General features: G+C 61.8%; 15 protein-coding genes. 13 read left to right on the forward strand and 2 right to left on the reverse strand.

Annotation, left to right across the window (positions count from 1 at the left end; all coding sequences use genetic code 11):
• Positions 1 to 54 precede the first annotated feature (54 nt).
• The 10 genes from AO692_RS17730 to AO692_RS17775 all read left to right on the forward strand — a co-directional run bounded on the left by AO692_RS17730 (position 55) and on the right by AO692_RS17775 (position 10,990).
• Positions 55 to 1,449: a M20 family metallopeptidase gene (locus AO692_RS17730; RefSeq protein WP_054311385.1), complete on the forward strand. Its 1,395-nt coding sequence runs from the start codon at positions 55 to 57 to the stop codon at positions 1,447 to 1,449.
• A gap of 30 nt (positions 1,450 to 1,479) precedes the next feature.
• Complete coding sequence (locus AO692_RS17735; RefSeq protein ID WP_054311386.1) at positions 1,480 to 2,310, forward strand: transporter substrate-binding domain-containing protein; 831 nt, start codon at positions 1,480 to 1,482, stop codon at positions 2,308 to 2,310.
• A 6-nt stretch (positions 2,311 to 2,316) separates the two neighbouring features.
• Positions 2,317 to 3,021 (forward strand): ABC transporter permease subunit, encoded by a 705-nt coding sequence (locus AO692_RS17740; protein ID WP_054311387.1) that lies wholly within the window; start codon positions 2,317 to 2,319, stop codon positions 3,019 to 3,021.
• 2 nt (positions 3,022 to 3,023) lie between these two features.
• Complete coding sequence (locus tag AO692_RS17745; RefSeq protein ID WP_082407423.1) at positions 3,024 to 3,785, forward strand: ABC transporter permease subunit; 762 nt, start codon at positions 3,024 to 3,026, stop codon at positions 3,783 to 3,785.
• A gap of 231 nt (positions 3,786 to 4,016) precedes the next feature.
• Positions 4,017 to 5,003, forward strand: a complete 987-nt coding sequence (locus AO692_RS17750; RefSeq protein ID WP_054311388.1) for a helix-turn-helix domain-containing protein — start codon at positions 4,017 to 4,019, stop codon at positions 5,001 to 5,003.
• Between the two features lie 306 nt (positions 5,004 to 5,309).
• A complete protein-coding gene (locus tag AO692_RS17755) occupies positions 5,310 to 6,800 on the forward strand; it encodes an ABC transporter substrate-binding protein (protein ID WP_054311389.1) in 1,491 nt (496 codons plus the stop codon).
• A gap of 29 nt (positions 6,801 to 6,829) precedes the next feature.
• On the forward strand, positions 6,830 to 7,834 hold the full coding sequence (locus tag AO692_RS17760; RefSeq protein WP_082407425.1) for an ABC transporter permease: 1,005 nt from the start codon (positions 6,830 to 6,832) through the stop codon (positions 7,832 to 7,834).
• A 14-nt stretch (positions 7,835 to 7,848) separates the two neighbouring features.
• Positions 7,849 to 8,709, forward strand: a complete 861-nt coding sequence (locus tag AO692_RS17765; RefSeq protein ID WP_054311414.1) for an ABC transporter permease — start codon at positions 7,849 to 7,851, stop codon at positions 8,707 to 8,709.
• Positions 8,706 to 10,511 (forward strand): ABC transporter ATP-binding protein, encoded by a 1,806-nt coding sequence (locus AO692_RS17770; protein WP_054311390.1) that lies wholly within the window; start codon positions 8,706 to 8,708, stop codon positions 10,509 to 10,511. The genes AO692_RS17765 and AO692_RS17770 overlap by 4 nt, the downstream gene beginning before the upstream one ends.
• Before the next feature lie 35 nt (positions 10,512 to 10,546).
• A complete protein-coding gene (locus AO692_RS17775) occupies positions 10,547 to 10,990 on the forward strand; it encodes a hypothetical protein (protein ID WP_152979875.1) in 444 nt (147 codons plus the stop codon).
• A 97-nt stretch (positions 10,991 to 11,087) separates the two neighbouring features.
• Here AO692_RS17775 and AO692_RS17780 read toward each other — a convergent pair whose 3' ends face one another.
• Both AO692_RS17780 and AO692_RS17785 read right to left on the reverse strand, forming a co-directional pair.
• The gene (locus AO692_RS17780; RefSeq protein WP_054311392.1) at positions 11,088 to 11,699 is read right to left on the reverse strand and encodes a flavin reductase family protein; all 612 of its coding nucleotides are present in this window, start codon (positions 11,697 to 11,699) and stop codon (positions 11,088 to 11,090) included.
• A gap of 5 nt (positions 11,700 to 11,704) precedes the next feature.
• On the reverse strand, positions 11,705 to 12,106 hold the full coding sequence (locus AO692_RS17785; RefSeq protein WP_054311393.1) for a RidA family protein: 402 nt from the start codon (positions 12,104 to 12,106) through the stop codon (positions 11,705 to 11,707).
• Positions 12,107 to 12,335: 229 nt separating this feature from the next.
• Here AO692_RS17785 and AO692_RS17790 point away from each other — a divergent pair, with 229 nt between their 5' ends.
• The 3 genes from AO692_RS17790 to AO692_RS17800 all read left to right on the forward strand — a co-directional run bounded on the left by AO692_RS17790 (position 12,336) and on the right by AO692_RS17800 (position 15,692).
• Complete coding sequence (locus AO692_RS17790; RefSeq protein ID WP_054311394.1) at positions 12,336 to 12,881, forward strand: MarR family winged helix-turn-helix transcriptional regulator; 546 nt, start codon at positions 12,336 to 12,338, stop codon at positions 12,879 to 12,881.
• A gap of 262 nt (positions 12,882 to 13,143) precedes the next feature.
• Complete coding sequence (locus AO692_RS17795; protein ID WP_054311395.1) at positions 13,144 to 14,589, forward strand: NAD-dependent succinate-semialdehyde dehydrogenase; 1,446 nt, start codon at positions 13,144 to 13,146, stop codon at positions 14,587 to 14,589.
• 65 nt (positions 14,590 to 14,654) lie between these two features.
• Positions 14,655 to 15,692: an ABC transporter substrate-binding protein gene (locus tag AO692_RS17800; protein WP_161808085.1), complete on the forward strand. Its 1,038-nt coding sequence runs from the start codon at positions 14,655 to 14,657 to the stop codon at positions 15,690 to 15,692.
• Positions 15,693 to 15,887: the final 195 nt, after the last annotated feature.

Below are 15,887 nucleotides of genomic sequence, written 5' to 3' on the forward strand. Positions count from 1 at the left end.
TCGCATAATCTTCGGCATGACATCGTTCTGTCAAGAATTCGAATGAGCAGGATTATGTCTCGGAATCAAACCATCGCCCTTGCCACGTCCTTTGCCTCCGACGGCCGTTTCCTGTCAGATCTGCAGCGTCGCGTTGCCATCGCCACCGAAAGCCAGAATCCAGAGCGGCGTCCCGAATGCTATCGCTACCTCAATGAAATCAACGCCGATTTCGACCGGCTCGGCTTTACCGGTGAGGTGGTCGACAATCCGGATCCGGCCGGCGGTCCGCTGCTGATTGCGCGGCGCATCGAATCCGCTGATCTGCCGACACTCCTTGTCTATGGCCATGGCGACGTCGTCGCGGGCATGGAAGGTTCCTGGTCGAATGACCGCGACCCCTGGCAGGTGAAGGTCGAGGGTGAGCGCATCTATGGTCGTGGCACTGCCGACAACAAGGGCCAGCACACCATCGTCATGCTCGCGCTGGAGGCTGTGCTGGCAACCCGTGGCAAGTTGGGTTTCAACACGGTCGCACTGATCGAGACCTCCGAGGAAACAGGTTCGGCGGGGCTTCGCGAGATCTGTGCCGACCACCGTTCCAAACTGCGGGCCGACTGGCTGATTGCGTCCGACGGCCCACGCCTTGCACAGCATCGCCCGACGCTGGATGGCGGAACGCGCGGAACCGCCGACTTCGACCTGGTCTGTGACCTGCGACCCGGTGCGCATCACTCCGGCAATTGGGGCGGCCTGATCGCCAATCCGGCGGTCATCCTTGCCAACGCGATCGCGGCTCTCGTCTCGGCGAACGGCCGCATCAATGTCCGCGGTATCCTGCCCAGCGAAATCCCGCAGAGCGTTCGAACCGCTTTGGCCAAGATCGAGCTCGAGACCGAAGAGAATGGTCCCGAACTCAATCCTTGGTGGGGCGAACCTGGCTTGACGCCGTCCGAGCGGGTGTTTGGCTGGACGGCGCTCGAAGTCCTGGCGATGACGTCGGGAAGACCCGAGCAGCCGATCAATGCGATCCCGCCGCATGCCCGCGCCCGCATGCAGATCCGCTATACGGTCGATGTCGATCCTGCCGCCTTCTTTCCCGCCATTCGTGCCTTCCTGGACGAGAACGGCTTCCACAATGTGGCGATCGAACCTATGGCACAGGAATCGGAATGGGGCGCGACCCGCCTCGATCCGGAACATCCATTGATGCTTTGGGCCGCGGCTTCGGTCGAGAAAACGACCGGGATCGAGCCAACCATCCTGCCGAATGCGGGTGGTTCGCTGCCGAACGACTGTTTCGCCGACATCCTCGGCATGCCGACGATCTGGGTGCCGCATTCCTATTCCGGGTGCTCGCAGCATGCCCCGGACGAGCACCTGCTGCAGCCCCTGGTCAAAGAGGGGCTCGCCATCATGGCTGGGTTGTTCTGGGACCTTGGTGCCGAAGGGCGACCGGATCGTCTCTGATAAACGAACAAAGAACAGGGGAGGGAATTCATGCAGAAGACAATCAGGAGCCTGTTGTCGGCTCTCGTGCTCGGTGCAATGCTGTGTGGACCGGCGATGGCGCAAGATCAGGCGGAAGTGCGCATCGGCACCGATGGCGGCTACCTGCCATGGACGTCAACGACGCCGTCCGGCGAGCTCACGGGTTTCGAAATCGACCTTGCCAAGCAGGTCTGCGATCGCATGAAGCGCAGCTGCCGCTTCACCGCCCAGCCTTGGGAAGGACAGGTTCCGGCGCTCGAACAGGGCAAGTACGATATCCTTGTCGGCGGTATCGCCATCACGCCGGAGCGCGAGAAGCGTCTGGCTTTCACCCAGAGCTACGCCAACCTGCCGATCAATTTCGCCGCGGCGAAAACCTCCAGCCTGAACGGCAAAGCAAACTGGCGGGAGCTGAAGGCCGCACTTGCCGGCAAGACGATCGGCGTGCAATCGGGTACCCAAAGCCAGAAGTTCGTGGACAACGAACTGAAGGGTGAGGTGACGGTCCGGCTCTACGACAACCAGGACAGCCTCAATCTCGATCTGCTGGCTGGCCGGATCGATGCGGCTCTCGCTGGGCGTTCCCCATGGATCGCCTTGACACGCTCGCAGCAGGGCGAACCGATCGAAATTCTTTCCCCTGATATCGACTTCGATGAGTTCAACTATCTCGGTGTCGGTGTGGGCGGGTTGATGCGCAAGAATGAGGAAGATCTGCGCAAGGCGTGGGACGCGGCCTTGTGCGATCTGAAAACATCGGGCGAGCTGAAGAGCATTTCGGAGAAGTGGTTCGGTTTCGATGTTTCCACCAAGCCGGATGCCAAGGTCTGCGGGGCCTGACCTTGCATGAACTCGACCGTCATTGATCTGTTTGCCTGGGGCGGCGACGGTTGGACCAAGCCGCTGCTGACCGGCCTGGGCGTGACGATGGCATGCGCATGCATCGGCTATGCCCTGGGTGTGCTCCTTGGGCTTGCTGTGGCATTTGCCAAGCTGGGGCAGAATAGGTGGCTTGGCGCGGCGGCAACCCTCTACACGACGCTGTTGCGTGGCGTGCCGCCGCTGCTGGTGATCTTCCTGCTCTTCTTCGGCACGAATGGTGCGCTGATGTGGGTGGCGCGTGGGTTCGGCTATGCCGGCTACATCGAAGTGGATGCCTTCACCGTCGGCGTGATGGCTGTGGCGTTCGTTTCGGCGGCCTACAGTTCGGAGGTGTTTCGCGGCGCTCATGCCGCGATCCCGGTCGGCCAGTTCGAAGCCTATACGGCGCTTGGCCTGCGTCCGCTCGCCGGGCTTTGGACCGTTATCATCCCGCAGATGTTCAGGCTGGCGCTGCCGGGCCTCGGCAATGTCTGGATCATGGCGATCAAGGAGACGACCCTGCTTTCGGTGATTTCGCTCGCCGAACTGATGCGGGTTGTGGGCGTTGCAGGACGCACGACCGGACAGCCCTTCATCTTCTACGGCATGGCAGCCATCATTTATCTGGTGCTGGTGGCGATTTCCTCGCGGGCATTCCATGTCATCGAAACCAGAATGCGCTGGGCCTGATCATGGACCTCGAAACCGCTCTCCATGTCGCAAGTGAGCTCGCCGGGGCGATCTGGGTCACCCTGGCGCTTGCGGCTGTGACCCTTCCCCTGGGCCTGATCCTTGCCGGCCTGGCCACCTGGGCAAGGCGTTCGCGCCATCGTGCTCTCCGAGGCGTCGCATCGGCCTATGTGCTGGCTTTCCGTTCCATACCGCTGCTGGTGCAGATATTCGTTCTCTATTATGGCCTCAGTCAGTTCGCCTGGCTGCGCGCCAGCCCGGTGTGGATCGTGCTCAAGGATCCATTTGCCTGCGCGGTGATCGCAATGAGCGTTTGCGCCGGCGCCTATACGGCGGAGGTGATGCGCGGCGGTCTTGCCGCCGTGCCTCAGGGAGCAATCGAAGCAGCCCGGGCGCTCGGCCTGTCGAGGTTCAAGACCTTCCTGCTCGTGACGATGCCGATCGCGATACGCCGCGCTCTTCCGGCCTACAGCAACGAGATCGTCGTCACGTTGAAGTCGACCTCGCTCGCCTGCACGATCACGGTGATGGAACTGACCGGCGTCGCCAAGGATCTGATGAGCCAGACCTTCGCGGTGATCGAAGTGTTCTGCATGGTGGCGCTTATCTACCTGATCATCAACATGGTGCTGATCTTCCTCCTGCGCCTTGTCGAGCGGCTGCTGACACCGCCCTATCAACGCAAGCCGATGCTTGCGGGTGCGCGCCGGGTCGTGTCGGCTGCAAAATGGCGGTCTATCGGAGCGGCATCGCAAAAGGGCTAAGGCAGCAGGGTGGCTCTTCCGCACCGACGGAGGCAGTTCGAAAATATTTGTCGTTTCCAGGGTCAATCGTCGGTGGATTTGGAGCGTTCACGAGCGCCGTAATCCATCACTGCCCTGTCATGGATAGCGCTGTTTCGATATATGCCCCAAGCCAGCTCCGCGCTTGTTGCCCGTTTCAAAATATGTTACTTAACATGCTAAGTTATCTGTCGACATTGGCGTGAGGCAGCGTTGGAACTGTTGAGCTCTGCGGGTTTGCTCCACAAGGACCGGATACGGACGCCGTTCAGCCGCTGGGTCGATGATCTCCACTCCACCTGCGGCAGTTTCCGTCCTCGTGCGATGGATACGAGCCTCGATATCCGCGGTGAGGCCCGGCGTATCAATGCCTGCGGCATGGAATTTTCGCACATCTCCAACGACCTCGATCGTGTCGACCACGATTGGGACGATGTCCGGCGCGACGCCATTGAACAGCTTTTCCTGCTCGTACAGCTCGAAGGCTCCTGCGGCGTAGAACACGACGGCCGGCAAAGCGCCTTGAACGTGGGCGATTGCATTCTGGTCGATTCCACCAAGCCGACGACGTTCCATTTCGGCGGCAAGTTCAGCAACCACCTGTCGCTCAACCTGCCCCGGCAGCTCATCTATTTCCACGGCGGCGACAAGCTCGATGTGGCGCGTACGCTGGAAGCCGCCGATCCGATGGCTATCACGCTGCGAGCGCTCTTGGCCAAGGTGCTTACGATACCCGACAGCGATGTCCATGCGGCGAACCTGCGCCAATTGATGCTCGACGCGACCCGGCAAGCCTTCGTGTCCGATGTGCACAGCGCGCTCTCGTTCGATTCGCTCGGCGAACTGGCCTCCAGGCGACTGCAGATGATCGATGTCCTTATCGACCAGCATCTGACCAGCCCCCATCTTTCCGCGCAATGGCTGGCAAGACGCGTGGGCGTATCGATGCGGGTGCTGCAGCTCCACTTTCGCGATCTAGGCATGACCTGTACGACCTTCATCCGCGACAAACGCCTGCGTTTCGCGCGCGAGAAGATCAAGCAGCTGCATTATCAGCACGGCTCGCAGACCATTGCGGATGTGGCCTATTCCGTGGGCTTCAACGATCTTTCCTACTTCAATCGCTGTTTCAAAGAGCTGTTTGCCTACGCGCCCAGCGAGCTTTTGAAGTCTGCGCCGCATAGAAAAAGAGTACATTAACGCCGGCTCGCGCAATGCGTGTTCATCGAGCTGCATAAGTGCAGCTTGAGCCGCAGCGAAATCGCTGTGGTGCCATCATTTGATTTTCCAGCAAGTTTTTCAATGGGATAGGCAAGATCCGGCGGATCTTGCCGTCCGAAGCCTTTGATGGCGATTTTACGCTCGAGCCCATTCCGGGTTTCGTTTCGCTCCAAGACAGGGCCTCGCGACGGGTGTTGGTTGTGTGGGTACGGCCGCCAAAGAAGGACCCGCACGAAGGTCGAGGCAGGGGCGCGTGCCGTTACATCTGGAGGAGAAACCACGGCTATGATTCCGGTGAAATTCAATCGCGCTCTCGCGGTCGCAGTGCTGACCGCCGCGACAGCTCTGGCGACCCATACATTTGCGCAGGAGCTCGTGCTCGGCGTCATCGGCAACAGCAAGGACCAGGTGCAGCCCTATACGCCGACCAGCTCGGCGTCTGCCGGCTCACTGTACGGCCAGCTCTATGAAGGGCTGACCGGTTATGATTCCAAGGGCGCTGTGGTGATGCAACTCGCCGAGTCCATGACGCCGAACGCCGCCCTGGATGTCTGGACCGTCAAGTTGCGCCCGAACGTCAAGCGCCATGACGGCAAGCCGTTCACAGCCGACGACGCGATCGCCAGCATCAAATACATGATGGACCCGGCGAATAACTTTGTCGTTTCCAGCCAGATCGACTTCGTGGATCCCGCCAAGATACGCAAGGTCGATGACCTGACGATGGAGTTCACCCTCAAGCGTCCGTTCGGCCTCTTCGCCAATGCTTTCGCCGACAATGATTTCAAGATGCGCGCCATCGCCGTCGACGGTTCGGTGACCGGCACGGGACCGTTCAAGCTGGACTCCTTCACGCCTGGCCAGGAAGCCAAGCTGACCCGGTTCGACGACTATTGGGGTGAGAAGCCCGGCTTCGACAAGCTCCGCATCATCGGCTTCCGGGACCAGCAGGCAGTCACCAACGCCTTGCGTGGCGGTCAGATCGACGTCGCCTATTCCGTGCCCTACACCGATGTCCCAGCGCTGACCAAAGACCCCAAACTGAAGACCGTGGTCAGCGGTACGACAACCTATCCGATGCTGGCCGTACGGGTGGACACGCCGCCATTCAACGACCAGAAGGTTCTGGAAGCGCTCAAGCTGGTGGTCGACCGCCAGCAGATCGTCGACAATGCATTCGGCGGGTTTGGCACGATTGCCAACGATTATCTCGGCAACAACACGGCTTGCCCGGCGCCTTCCGAGCCGCAGCGCACGCAGGACATCGCCAAGGCGAAGCAGTTGCTGGCAGAAGCTGGCAAAAGCAACCTCAAGCTCGAGATGGTGACCGACGGCGCCTATGCGGGCATGATGGAAATGGCGCAGCTCTATGCGCAGCAGGCCGCGCAGGCGGGCATTGCCATCAAGGTACGCCGGCTGGATCCGGCCACCTTCCTCAATCGCTGGCGCGAATGGCCGTTTCTGATCAGCCTGACCAGTGGGCCGTATGAAACCGCCACGCTCGCGGCGCTGTTGCCGGAGCAGGGCGAGAATGCCACGCATTTCGACGACGCCGAATACAACGACCTCGCCAAGAAGCTGCAGAGCACCAGCGATCTGGCCGAGCAATGCAAGCTGATCACGCAGTTGCAGGCGATCGAATACAAGCGCAGCGGCCACATCGTCGCTGCCTATCCCGAGAACATCACCGTCTACCGGGATACGGTCAGCGGGCTGAAGCCGGATATCTACGGCCGTACCGCGATCCGGTTCGGTGGCGTCACCGTCAACAAGTGACGCGATCGTACTGCGGGGAAGAGCGTTCGATGACAGTCGAAAACCAGAGCGACAACGCAACAATCGGGGTTTTCTCCCGGCTGCAGCCATTGCTTGCAAGGGTATCGCAAGGCGCTATGACCCTGCTTGCCGTGTCATTGTTGATCTTCCTCGCTGCGCGGGCCTTGCCCGGCGATGTCGCCAACATGATCCTCGGTCAAAGCGCAACGCAGGAGCAACTGGACCTGCTGCGTACCCAGCTTGGTCTCGACCAGCCGCTATGGTGGCAATACCTCGTCTGGCTGGGGGGCATTCTGCGCGGCGACTGGGGAACGTCGCTTTCCAACGGGCAGCCGGTGGCGGACCTGCTCGCGCTCGGGGTTCGCAATTCCGCGACGCTGAGCGGGGTCGCGCTCGCGATCATGCTGCCGTTGTCGCTGCTCGTCGGAGTGATAGCCGCCCAGTTTCGCGACGGGTTCGTCGACAAGGTTTTTCTCGGCATGTCGATGGTCGCCAATGCCGTTCCCGACTTCGTCACAGGGACGGTGCTGGTAGCACTTTTCGCAACAACGGTGCTGCACGTGCTGCCGGCGGTCTCGTTCATCCCACCGGGAGATTCGCCGTTTTCCTACCCCGATGCGCTGGTGTTGCCGGCGACCACGGTGATCATTCCGGGCGTGATGTATCTCGCCAGGCTGGTGCGGGTCGCCGTCATCGACGTGATGGCGACAGAGTACATCCAGACCGCGGAGCTGAAAGGCCTGTCGCCGAGCCGGATCCTGTTTCGGCACGCCTTGCCGAATGCGGTCGCTCCGATCATCCCGGCCGCCAGCCTTGTGGCGGCCTTCACCGTCGGCGGCGTGGTCGTTGTGGAATATCTGTTCGCCTATCCCGGCGTCGGCAGTGCCCTGGTCGACGCCGTCACCAACCGTGACCTGCCGGTCATCCAGGCCAATGTCCTGGTGATCGCCTCAGCCTATTTCATCTTCAACCTCATCGCCGACTCGCTTGCCCAACGGGACGAGACGGCGGGCCAAAGGCCTTCCAAGACGTGAGTACCGACGTGGAAATGACGCTGCATCAAAGGGTTCGCCAACGCCCAGCCAGTGGCTGGTGGCGACTCTGGGCGTCCACCCAGGTTCGCTGGGGTGTGATCCTGCTGGTCGCCATGACCGCGCTGGTCGTCGTTGGCCCTTTCCTGGCGCCCTATGATCCGGCCGCGCCCGTGGGCAAACCCTATGACGCGCCGTCGGCCTCAGCCTGGCTCGGTACCGACAATCTCGGCCGCGATGTTCTGTCCCGCGTGCTTTCAGGCGGGGTCTATCTGGCCTGGATGGCTCCGGTTTCAGCGCTGCTCAGCGTCGTGATCGGCGCCGCCGTCGCTTTGGTGACCGCCTATTATCGCGGCTGGACCGATCTTGTGCTGATGCGGTCGCTGGATGTCCTGCTCGCCTTTCCGGGAATTCTTCTGACGCTTCTGTGCGTTTCGGTGTTCGGGCCGCAGCCTGTCCTGCTGGTGGGGCTGGTCGTACTGACCCTGATGCCAGGCGTCGCCCGCGTGATCCGTGGCGCGGCTCTTCCGCTTCTCGACCGCGAATATGTGCTGTGGGCCAAGGCCGTCGGCACGCCGGGGCCGGTGATCATCCTGCGCGAACTCCTGCCGAACGTCTCTTCACCGCTGCTGGTCGAACTGGGTCTCAGGCTGAGCTGGTCGGTCGGCATTCTCTCCTCGATGAGCTTCATCGGCTACGGCATCCAGCCGCCGGCGGCCGATTGGGGTCTGATGGTCAGTGAGAACGGCACCGGCCTCGGCACTCAGCCCTTTGCCGTACTCGCGCCGATCCTGATGATCGTCCTCTACACAATCGGCGGCGGTCTGATCGCCGAAGGCGCTGCGCGGGTGATGGCCCGGACGGAAGGCAAGGCATGACGACGGTATTGAAAGCCTCGGGGCTGACCGTCGAACGCAGCGACGGCGCGTCGATCATCGAGGATGTTTCCCTGAGCCTCGAAAGGGGCGAGGTGATGGGCATCGTCGGTGAATCCGGTTCCGGAAAATCCACGCTGGCGCTGGCGCTGCTTGCCTATGCGCGGCACGGCGTGCGCATCGCGGGCGGTGCGGTCCGGGTGGCAGACACCGACATGCTGGAACTCGACCCGGCAAGCCTGCGCAAAGCGCGACGCGAAGTCGTGGCCTATGTCGCGCAGGACCCGGGAGCGGCGCTGAACCCGATGCTGACCCTCGGCACCCTGCTGACCGAGGGCTTGGCCGGCGGCAAGGCCGAAAAGGTGACCCGCGCGCGTGAGATCCTGCGCAAGGTCGGCCTGCCCGACGACGAGGCCTTCCTGCAGCGCCGTCCGCGCCAGCTTTCGGGCGGGCAGCAACAGCGTATCGCGATCGCCATGGCGGTGATCGCGCAACCCAAGCTGATCATCCTCGACGAGCCGACGACCGGTCTCGATGTCTCGACCCGCGCCAAGGTGCTGGATCTGATCCGCCAGCTCTGCATTTCAGACAATCTGACCGCGATCTATGTCAGCCATGACCTTGCGGTGATCGCCAACGTCGCCGACCACGTCACAGTGATGTATGGCGGCCAGGTTGTCGAACAGGGCCCCATGCAGGAAATTCTGGCGACGCCGCGCCATCCCTATACGCGCGCCTTGCTGGACGCTGTTCCTTCACTGCAGGCCAGGCAGGCGCTGAGGCCGATCCGTGGCCGCGTGCCGGCGGTGGGCGAGGCGCCTGACGGCTGCATCTTCTCCGATCGCTGCGATTACGCCGTCGAGGCCTGCAACACCCGGCCAGCGCTGAGACTGGTGGGAGGCACCCAGGTGCGGTGCGTTCGTCCCGAACTGGGTGAGACATTCGGGGTGCGCCCGCAAGCCGTAGGCCATTCCGACGGGCAGGTCGCGAACAGCTCGGCGGTGCTTCAGGCGAACGGGGTCAATGCATTCTACGGCTATCGCCAGATCCTGTTCGATGTCAGCCTCAAGGTAGAACCGGGCCGATGCCTGGCGGTGGTGGGCGAGTCGGGCAGCGGCAAGTCGACGCTTTCGCGCTGCCTGATCGGATTGCACGGCAACGTCACGGGTGAATTCCGCCTTGACGGCAAGCCGTTGCCGCTCACCGTGGGCCAGCGCGACCAGTATGCCCGCCAGCGGCTGCAATACATCTTCCAGAACCCTAACGCTTCGCTCAATCCACGCCGCACGATCGGTGCGAGCCTGGCTGCTGCACTCGCCAACAGGCCGGAGGCTGACAGCCGGCCGGGCGCCGTCATCGCTGAGGCGCTCGAACGGGTCGGCATCTCACCCGACCTCGGCACGCGCTATCCAGCCGAGCTTTCGGGCGGCCAGCGCCAGCGCGTGGCCATTGCCCGCGCGCTGGTCGCCAATCCCGCGGTGCTCCTGTGCGACGAGGTGACGTCTTCGCTCGACGTGTCGGTACAGGCTTCTGTGATCGAATTGCTGCGCAGCCTGCTCGCCGACGGCCTCGGCATGCTCTTTGTCACGCACGACCTCGCCGTGGTGCGCAACATCGCAGACACGGTTGCCGTGCTCAGCGCCGGTCGGGTCGTCGAACAGGGTGAAGCTCACAAGGTCCTGGGCACGCCCAGCCACCCCTACACACAATCGCTGCTCGCCAACACGCTGCAACTGCCAACCGAAGCCGCCGATCTGGACATGCCGGTGATCGCGCCGAGGCAATCCGCGGCCGGTTCGCGGTGAATTTGAGGATTTCTGTTCATCAAGAGGAGAAGATGATGAGTCATTTTGACGGTCTGCTCAACGACACGCTGCCGTTGCTGCAGGTAGACTTTACCGCCGAGGGAGCGCTGGCCGACCTTGAGAATCCACCGAATACGGGTGGCTTCGAGCTGGTCGGCACGCTGGTGCAGCCCAACGCGAAGATCCACATGACCCATATCTGGATCACGCCGTTCAATCGCCACCTGCATTGGGTGTCGGAGCATGTCCACGACTACGACGAAGTCCTGATCTGGACCGGCAACGATCCCGAGAACCCGCAGGATCTCGGCGCTGAGCTTTATATCGACATCGAGGGCGAGCGCCGCATCATCAACAAATCCGGCTCGATCTACATCCCGGCGGGCGTCAGGCACTGCCCGCTCGGCTTCCACTATGTGAATCGACCCTTCCTGTTCCATGCGTTGTCACTGGACCCGACCTACAAGGCGAAGGTCTAGCCTTTACGGTGGTCAATCAGCCATCGCCGGCGACCAACTGCCGGCGATGGCTGTTTCCCGGTGTGTTTGCGAGGCCACCACCATGTCCCTCTGCCAATCAGGTTTCTTCTTTCCAGCGCGGCCGGCGCATCTGGAACGTCTCGCTGGTCGAGAGATAATCCATATAGCCGAGCCGGGCGACATTGCCGGCCTTCTTCTGGTCGAAAAGCCCGGCCGTCAGCATGGCGTCATCGATATGGATGCCGACGACCTCGCCCATGACTACGAAGACTCCGGCCCAGCGACCATCGAGGCCCTTTGGTTCGATGATCTCGGTCAATCGGCATTCGAGCACGGCGGGAGCGCCTGCGACATGCGGGGCGGCGATCAGCCTCGAATTGGCGGCTTCCAGCCCGGCATAACCGAACTCGCTGATCCCGCGCGGTGCGTCGACCGAGGTCGCGTTCATCTGGCGGGCAAGTTTTTCACCGACCAGGTTGACGGCGAATTCGCCTGTTTCCCGGGCGAAGACGACGCTGTCCTTTTCGGCATCCGCCGAGAACCAGACAAGGTAAGGATCGACCGACAGTGCGTTGAAGAAGGAGTAGGGCGCGAGGTTGATCGCGCCCGAGCTGCTGCGGGTCGAAATCCAGCCGATCGGCCGCGGCGAAACGATCGCCTTGAACGGGTCGTGCGGCAGGCCGTGGCCATCGGATGGACGGTAGAACATGAGGGTCAGTCCTGACGTGCCGCGACGAGATCCGCCTCCACTTTCCAGGCCGGGTTGGCGAGCCCCGTGACCACGACAGCCGTGGTTGCGGTCTGGACACCGGCAAAGACGCGGTTGCGGATGCCGGCATAGGTGATGATGTCTTCGGCCGACATGCAATAGGCGTTGAACTTCACGATGTCGGCGAAGGTCATGCCCGCGGATGCGAGGATGGCGCGGATGTTTTCCATCATCTGCTCGGTCTGCTCTTCAAGGCTCTCCGGCACGGTGCCGTCCGGCCGCGCGCCGACCTGGCCAGCGACGTAGAGATGGCGGCTGGCGGCCGGCACCTCGACTGCATGCGCATAGAGGTTGCGGGCAGGCGGTGCGATGGTCGCCGGATTGTGCAGTTTGTTGCCGGTGGTCATTTTTATCCTCCCTTGGAAGCCTGAAATTCAGCACGTTGCGCGGCGAAGCTCGACATATTCGTGATGACAGTTTGGTTGTCGAAATGAACTTTATAGTTCACTTTGTCAACCAAATCATGTTGCGCGTAACGCGACAAAGGAGTGGATTTCCGATGACGTTTCGGGTTGAGGTGAAATCGCGCTTCCCGTTTTGGGCGAATGCGGACGGGCGCCTGCAGGGGATGACGGAATGAGTGGACCGGACAACGGCGTCGACGATGCCGACAACATGGCGCATCTGATCGAGGCGCACGACGCGCGCGATCTGTTTTCCTTCCAGCTGCAACGCCTCGCCTCGCTTTCGAGCCGCATTGCTTTCCTGTCGATCAGCCCGCGCTACAAGCTGACGGTTCGGGAATGGCGCGCGCTTGCCGTGCTCGACTATCTCAAGGAAGCGCCTCTGCAACTTCTGGCCAATCATAGCGGTCTTTTGAAAAGCCAGATGAGCCGTGTCGTGTCCGGCCTCATCGACCGTGGCCTGATCAGCCGCTCGGAAAACCCCGAGGATGGGCGCAGCATCCTGCTGCGCCTCACCGGCGAGGGCAGGGAGATCGTAGCGAAGATCCTCGCCGATTCCGAACACCGCAACGAGATGATGCTCTCGAGCCTGTCATTGGAAGAGCGTTCGCAGCTTCAGAAATCGCTGCAGGCCGTCTTCAAGAGTTCGATCGCCTATTACGACCAGCTTCGCCGCGAGGTCGTTGCCGCCGGCGGCGATCTCGGCGAGGAAGAGTGATGCCAACGCCACGCATCCTCCTGGACGCGTAGAAGACGCTTTCAGCCTCGTTTGCGCATGCTCGTTTCCGAAATCGGCTCGGATTTTGGGGCGCAGGCGCAAGTTACCTGCTTCCGCTACTTCGCCCAGTCTCCAGACAAATCATCAGCTTGGTCGCCGCGTGCAAAATGTGCGGCGGGGTTGAGATATTTTCACTCAATATAGTTGACGATGTGAACTAGATGGTTTACGAAATCAACTAAATTGGAATTGAGGAATACGGATGGAACTGGCGAAGCTGTTCATCGATGGCGCATGGTGCGAGGGGAGCTCGGGACGATCCGGCAAGGTCATCGATCCGGCAACCGGCGAAGCCTTCGCATCAGTGACGCATGCCAGCGCGGCGGATCTCGACCGGGCACTATCCGCCGCCCGGCGCGCCTTCCTCGAATGGCGGCTGGTTTCGCCCTATGACCGTTCGAAGCTGCTGCGCAAGGCTGCCAACTTGTTGCGCGAGCGTGCGCCGGACATTGCCGCATTGATGACGCGCGAGCAGGGCAAGCCGCTCGCCGAGGCGCTCGGCGAGACCGTCGGCTCGGCCGATCACATTGACTGGTATGCCGAAGAGGGACGCCGTGCCTACGGCCGTCTCATTCCGGCGCGCATGCCGGGCGTGCGCCAGATCGTGGTCAAGGAGCCGGTAGGTCCCGTCGCCGGCTTCTCGCCCTGGAATTTCCCAGTAAGCCAGGCCGTGCGCAAAATCGCAGGCGCGGTGGCTGCCGGGTGCACGATCATCATCAAATGCCCGGAGGAGACGCCGTTCTCGCCGATCGAGCTGGTCCGCTGCTTTGAGGATGCCGGCATTCCGGCCGGCGTCGTCAACCTCGTCTTCGGGGTGCCGGCCGAGATCTCGGAATACCTCATTCCTGCCCCGCAGATCCGCAAGATCTCGTTCACCGGCTCCATTCCAGTCGGCAAGCATCTTGGCCAGCTGGCGGCCGCTCACGTCAAGCGGGCGACGCTCGAACTCGGCGGACACTCGCCTTTCATCGTGTGTGAGGACGCCGATCCGGAAGAAGCAGTCAAACTTGGCCTGTTCCTGAAATACCGCAACGCCGGTCAGGTCTGCGCCGCGCCGTCCCGCTATTACGTGCATGAGCGGCACTACAAGCGTTTCGTCGATGCCTTCGTCGCCGGTTCGGAAAACCTGAAGGTTGGTCCGGGTACGGAGACGGGCGTGCAGATGGGGCCGCTTGCCAATTCCCGTCGCCTCGACGCCATGCAGGCTTTCGTCACGGATGCCGAGAGCCGCGGCGCCAGGGTGCTTGCCGGCGGCAAGCGTATCGGCAACCAGGGCAATTTCTTCGCGCCGACCGTGCTTGTCGATACGCCGGACGATGCGCGCCTGATGGTCGACGAGCCGTTTGGTCCGCTCGCGCCAATTGCTTCCTTTTCCAGTCTGGACGATGCGATCGCGCGTTCGAACAGCCTTCCCTATGGCCTCGCCGCTTTCGCTTTCACGCGCTCTGAGCGCACGTCGACGCTGCTCGGCGAACAGTTGGAGTCCGGCATGGTCTCGATCAATCACTTCGGCATTGCCGCGCCGGAGACGCCGTTCGGCGGCGTCAAGGAGAGTGGCTATGGCAGCGAAGGCGGGAGTGAAGGCCTCGAAGCCTTCTTCCAGACGAAGTTCATCAGTGAACTGGGGCTCAAGGACGCGGCGGCCTGAGCCTCAACAGAAAGATGTGACCGCCGATCAACGTAAATTGTGTGTCATCAATGGGAGAGATGAAGATGCACAAGTCTGTCAAACGCGGACTTATCACAGCAACGGCCTGGGCCGTATTGTCGACCACGGCCATGGCCGCGGACACGCTGACGCTCGCCGGGCTTGGCGGCAAGGTTCAGGAAGACCTGACCGCAACGCTGTTCAAGCCATCGGCTGAGAAAATCGGTGCCGAACTCAGAACGGAATCGCATGACGGCATCGCTGCCGTGCGTGTGCAGGTGCAATCCGGTGCGCCGGGCTGGGATGTCGCGCATCTCGGCGCAGAAGACTGCGCCATCGGTGCCGCCGAAGGCCTGTTCGAGCCGATCGATTACTCGGTGGTCAATGGAGACGGTATTCCGGAAGGCGTCCGCGCCAAGGACTGGATCGCCACGAATACCTATTCCGTTGTTCTCGCTTGGCGCACGGACAAGTATGGCGACAATCCGCCGAAGGACTGGAAGGACTTCTGGGATGTCGAGAAATTCCCCGGTCGCCGCGCACTCAGCGTATACCCGCAGGAGATGATGGAAATCGCATTGCTCGGTGACGGCGTCGAGCGTGACAAGGTCTATCCGCTCGACACCAAACGTTCGCTGGCGGCGCTCGAGAAGATCAAACCCAGCGTCTCGGTGTGGTGGACCTCGGGTGCCCAGTCTGCGCAACTCCTCAAGGACGGCGAAGTCGACATGGAGGCGATCTGGGGCAGCCGCATCGCCGGCGTCATCGCTGATGGCGCGCCTGTCAAATTCACCTATCAGGACGGCGTCATCGGCTTTGGCTGTGTCGCGATCCTGAAGGGCTCGAAGAACGTGGCGGCTGCACAGAAACTCGTCGCCAACATCGTCTCGCCCGAGATCCAGGCGCGCATTCCGACGATGATGGGCTACTACGGACCCTCGAACAAGAAAGCCTTCGAGGCAAAGCAGTTTTCCGCCGATGTGCTCACCCAGTCGAACGCCTCGCCGGAAAACGCGGCAAAACAGGTCACCATGCAGCCGACCTGGTGGTCCGAGAACATCCAGGATGTCCAGGAAGACTTCAAGAACCTGATCGTCCAGTAGGTTCGCATTCTGCGAGTTTGGAAGGTGGGTCTCCGGTATCCACCTTCCACCGACCCTGACGCTGCACCAGCGGTGCGGCCGATCTCTGACACGTCTTTGTATCGGTGGATTGTCAATGATGTTGCCAACGACCTTTGTAGGGAAAGCCAGCCAACAGCCGAGCCGGCCGAAGTGCTCGACGCGTTCCGTCGTCGG

The organism is Mesorhizobium sp. 1M-11 (assembly GCF_001303895.1).
GTDB lineage: Bacteria > Pseudomonadota > Alphaproteobacteria > Rhizobiales > Rhizobiaceae > Mesorhizobium.

Coding starts and splice junctions, on each gene's coding strand:
- AO692_RS17765 (WP_054311414.1), top strand. CDS start 7,849: ATGACGCTGCATCAAAGGGTTCGCCAACGCCCAGCCAGTGGCTGGTGG.
- AO692_RS17755 (WP_054311389.1), top strand. CDS start 5,310: ATGATTCCGGTGAAATTCAATCGCGCTCTCGCGGTCGCAGTGCTGACC.
- AO692_RS17795 (WP_054311395.1), top strand. CDS start 13,144: ATGGAACTGGCGAAGCTGTTCATCGATGGCGCATGGTGCGAGGGGAGC.
- AO692_RS17770 (WP_054311390.1), top strand. CDS start 8,706: ATGACGACGGTATTGAAAGCCTCGGGGCTGACCGTCGAACGCAGCGAC.
- AO692_RS17790 (WP_054311394.1), top strand. CDS start 12,336: ATGAGTGGACCGGACAACGGCGTCGACGATGCCGACAACATGGCGCAT.
- AO692_RS17775 (WP_152979875.1), top strand. CDS start 10,547: ATGAGTCATTTTGACGGTCTGCTCAACGACACGCTGCCGTTGCTGCAG.
- AO692_RS17730 (WP_054311385.1), top strand. CDS start 55: ATGTCTCGGAATCAAACCATCGCCCTTGCCACGTCCTTTGCCTCCGAC.
- AO692_RS17745 (WP_082407423.1), top strand. CDS start 3,024: ATGGACCTCGAAACCGCTCTCCATGTCGCAAGTGAGCTCGCCGGGGCG.
- AO692_RS17780 (WP_054311392.1), bottom strand. CDS start 11,699: ATGTTCTACCGTCCATCCGATGGCCACGGCCTGCCGCACGACCCGTTC.
- AO692_RS17760 (WP_082407425.1), top strand. CDS start 6,830: ATGACAGTCGAAAACCAGAGCGACAACGCAACAATCGGGGTTTTCTCC.
- AO692_RS17735 (WP_054311386.1), top strand. CDS start 1,480: ATGCAGAAGACAATCAGGAGCCTGTTGTCGGCTCTCGTGCTCGGTGCA.
- AO692_RS17800 (WP_161808085.1), top strand. CDS start 14,655: ATGCACAAGTCTGTCAAACGCGGACTTATCACAGCAACGGCCTGGGCC.
- AO692_RS17785 (WP_054311393.1), bottom strand. CDS start 12,106: ATGACCACCGGCAACAAACTGCACAATCCGGCGACCATCGCACCGCCT.
- AO692_RS17740 (WP_054311387.1), top strand. CDS start 2,317: ATGAACTCGACCGTCATTGATCTGTTTGCCTGGGGCGGCGACGGTTGG.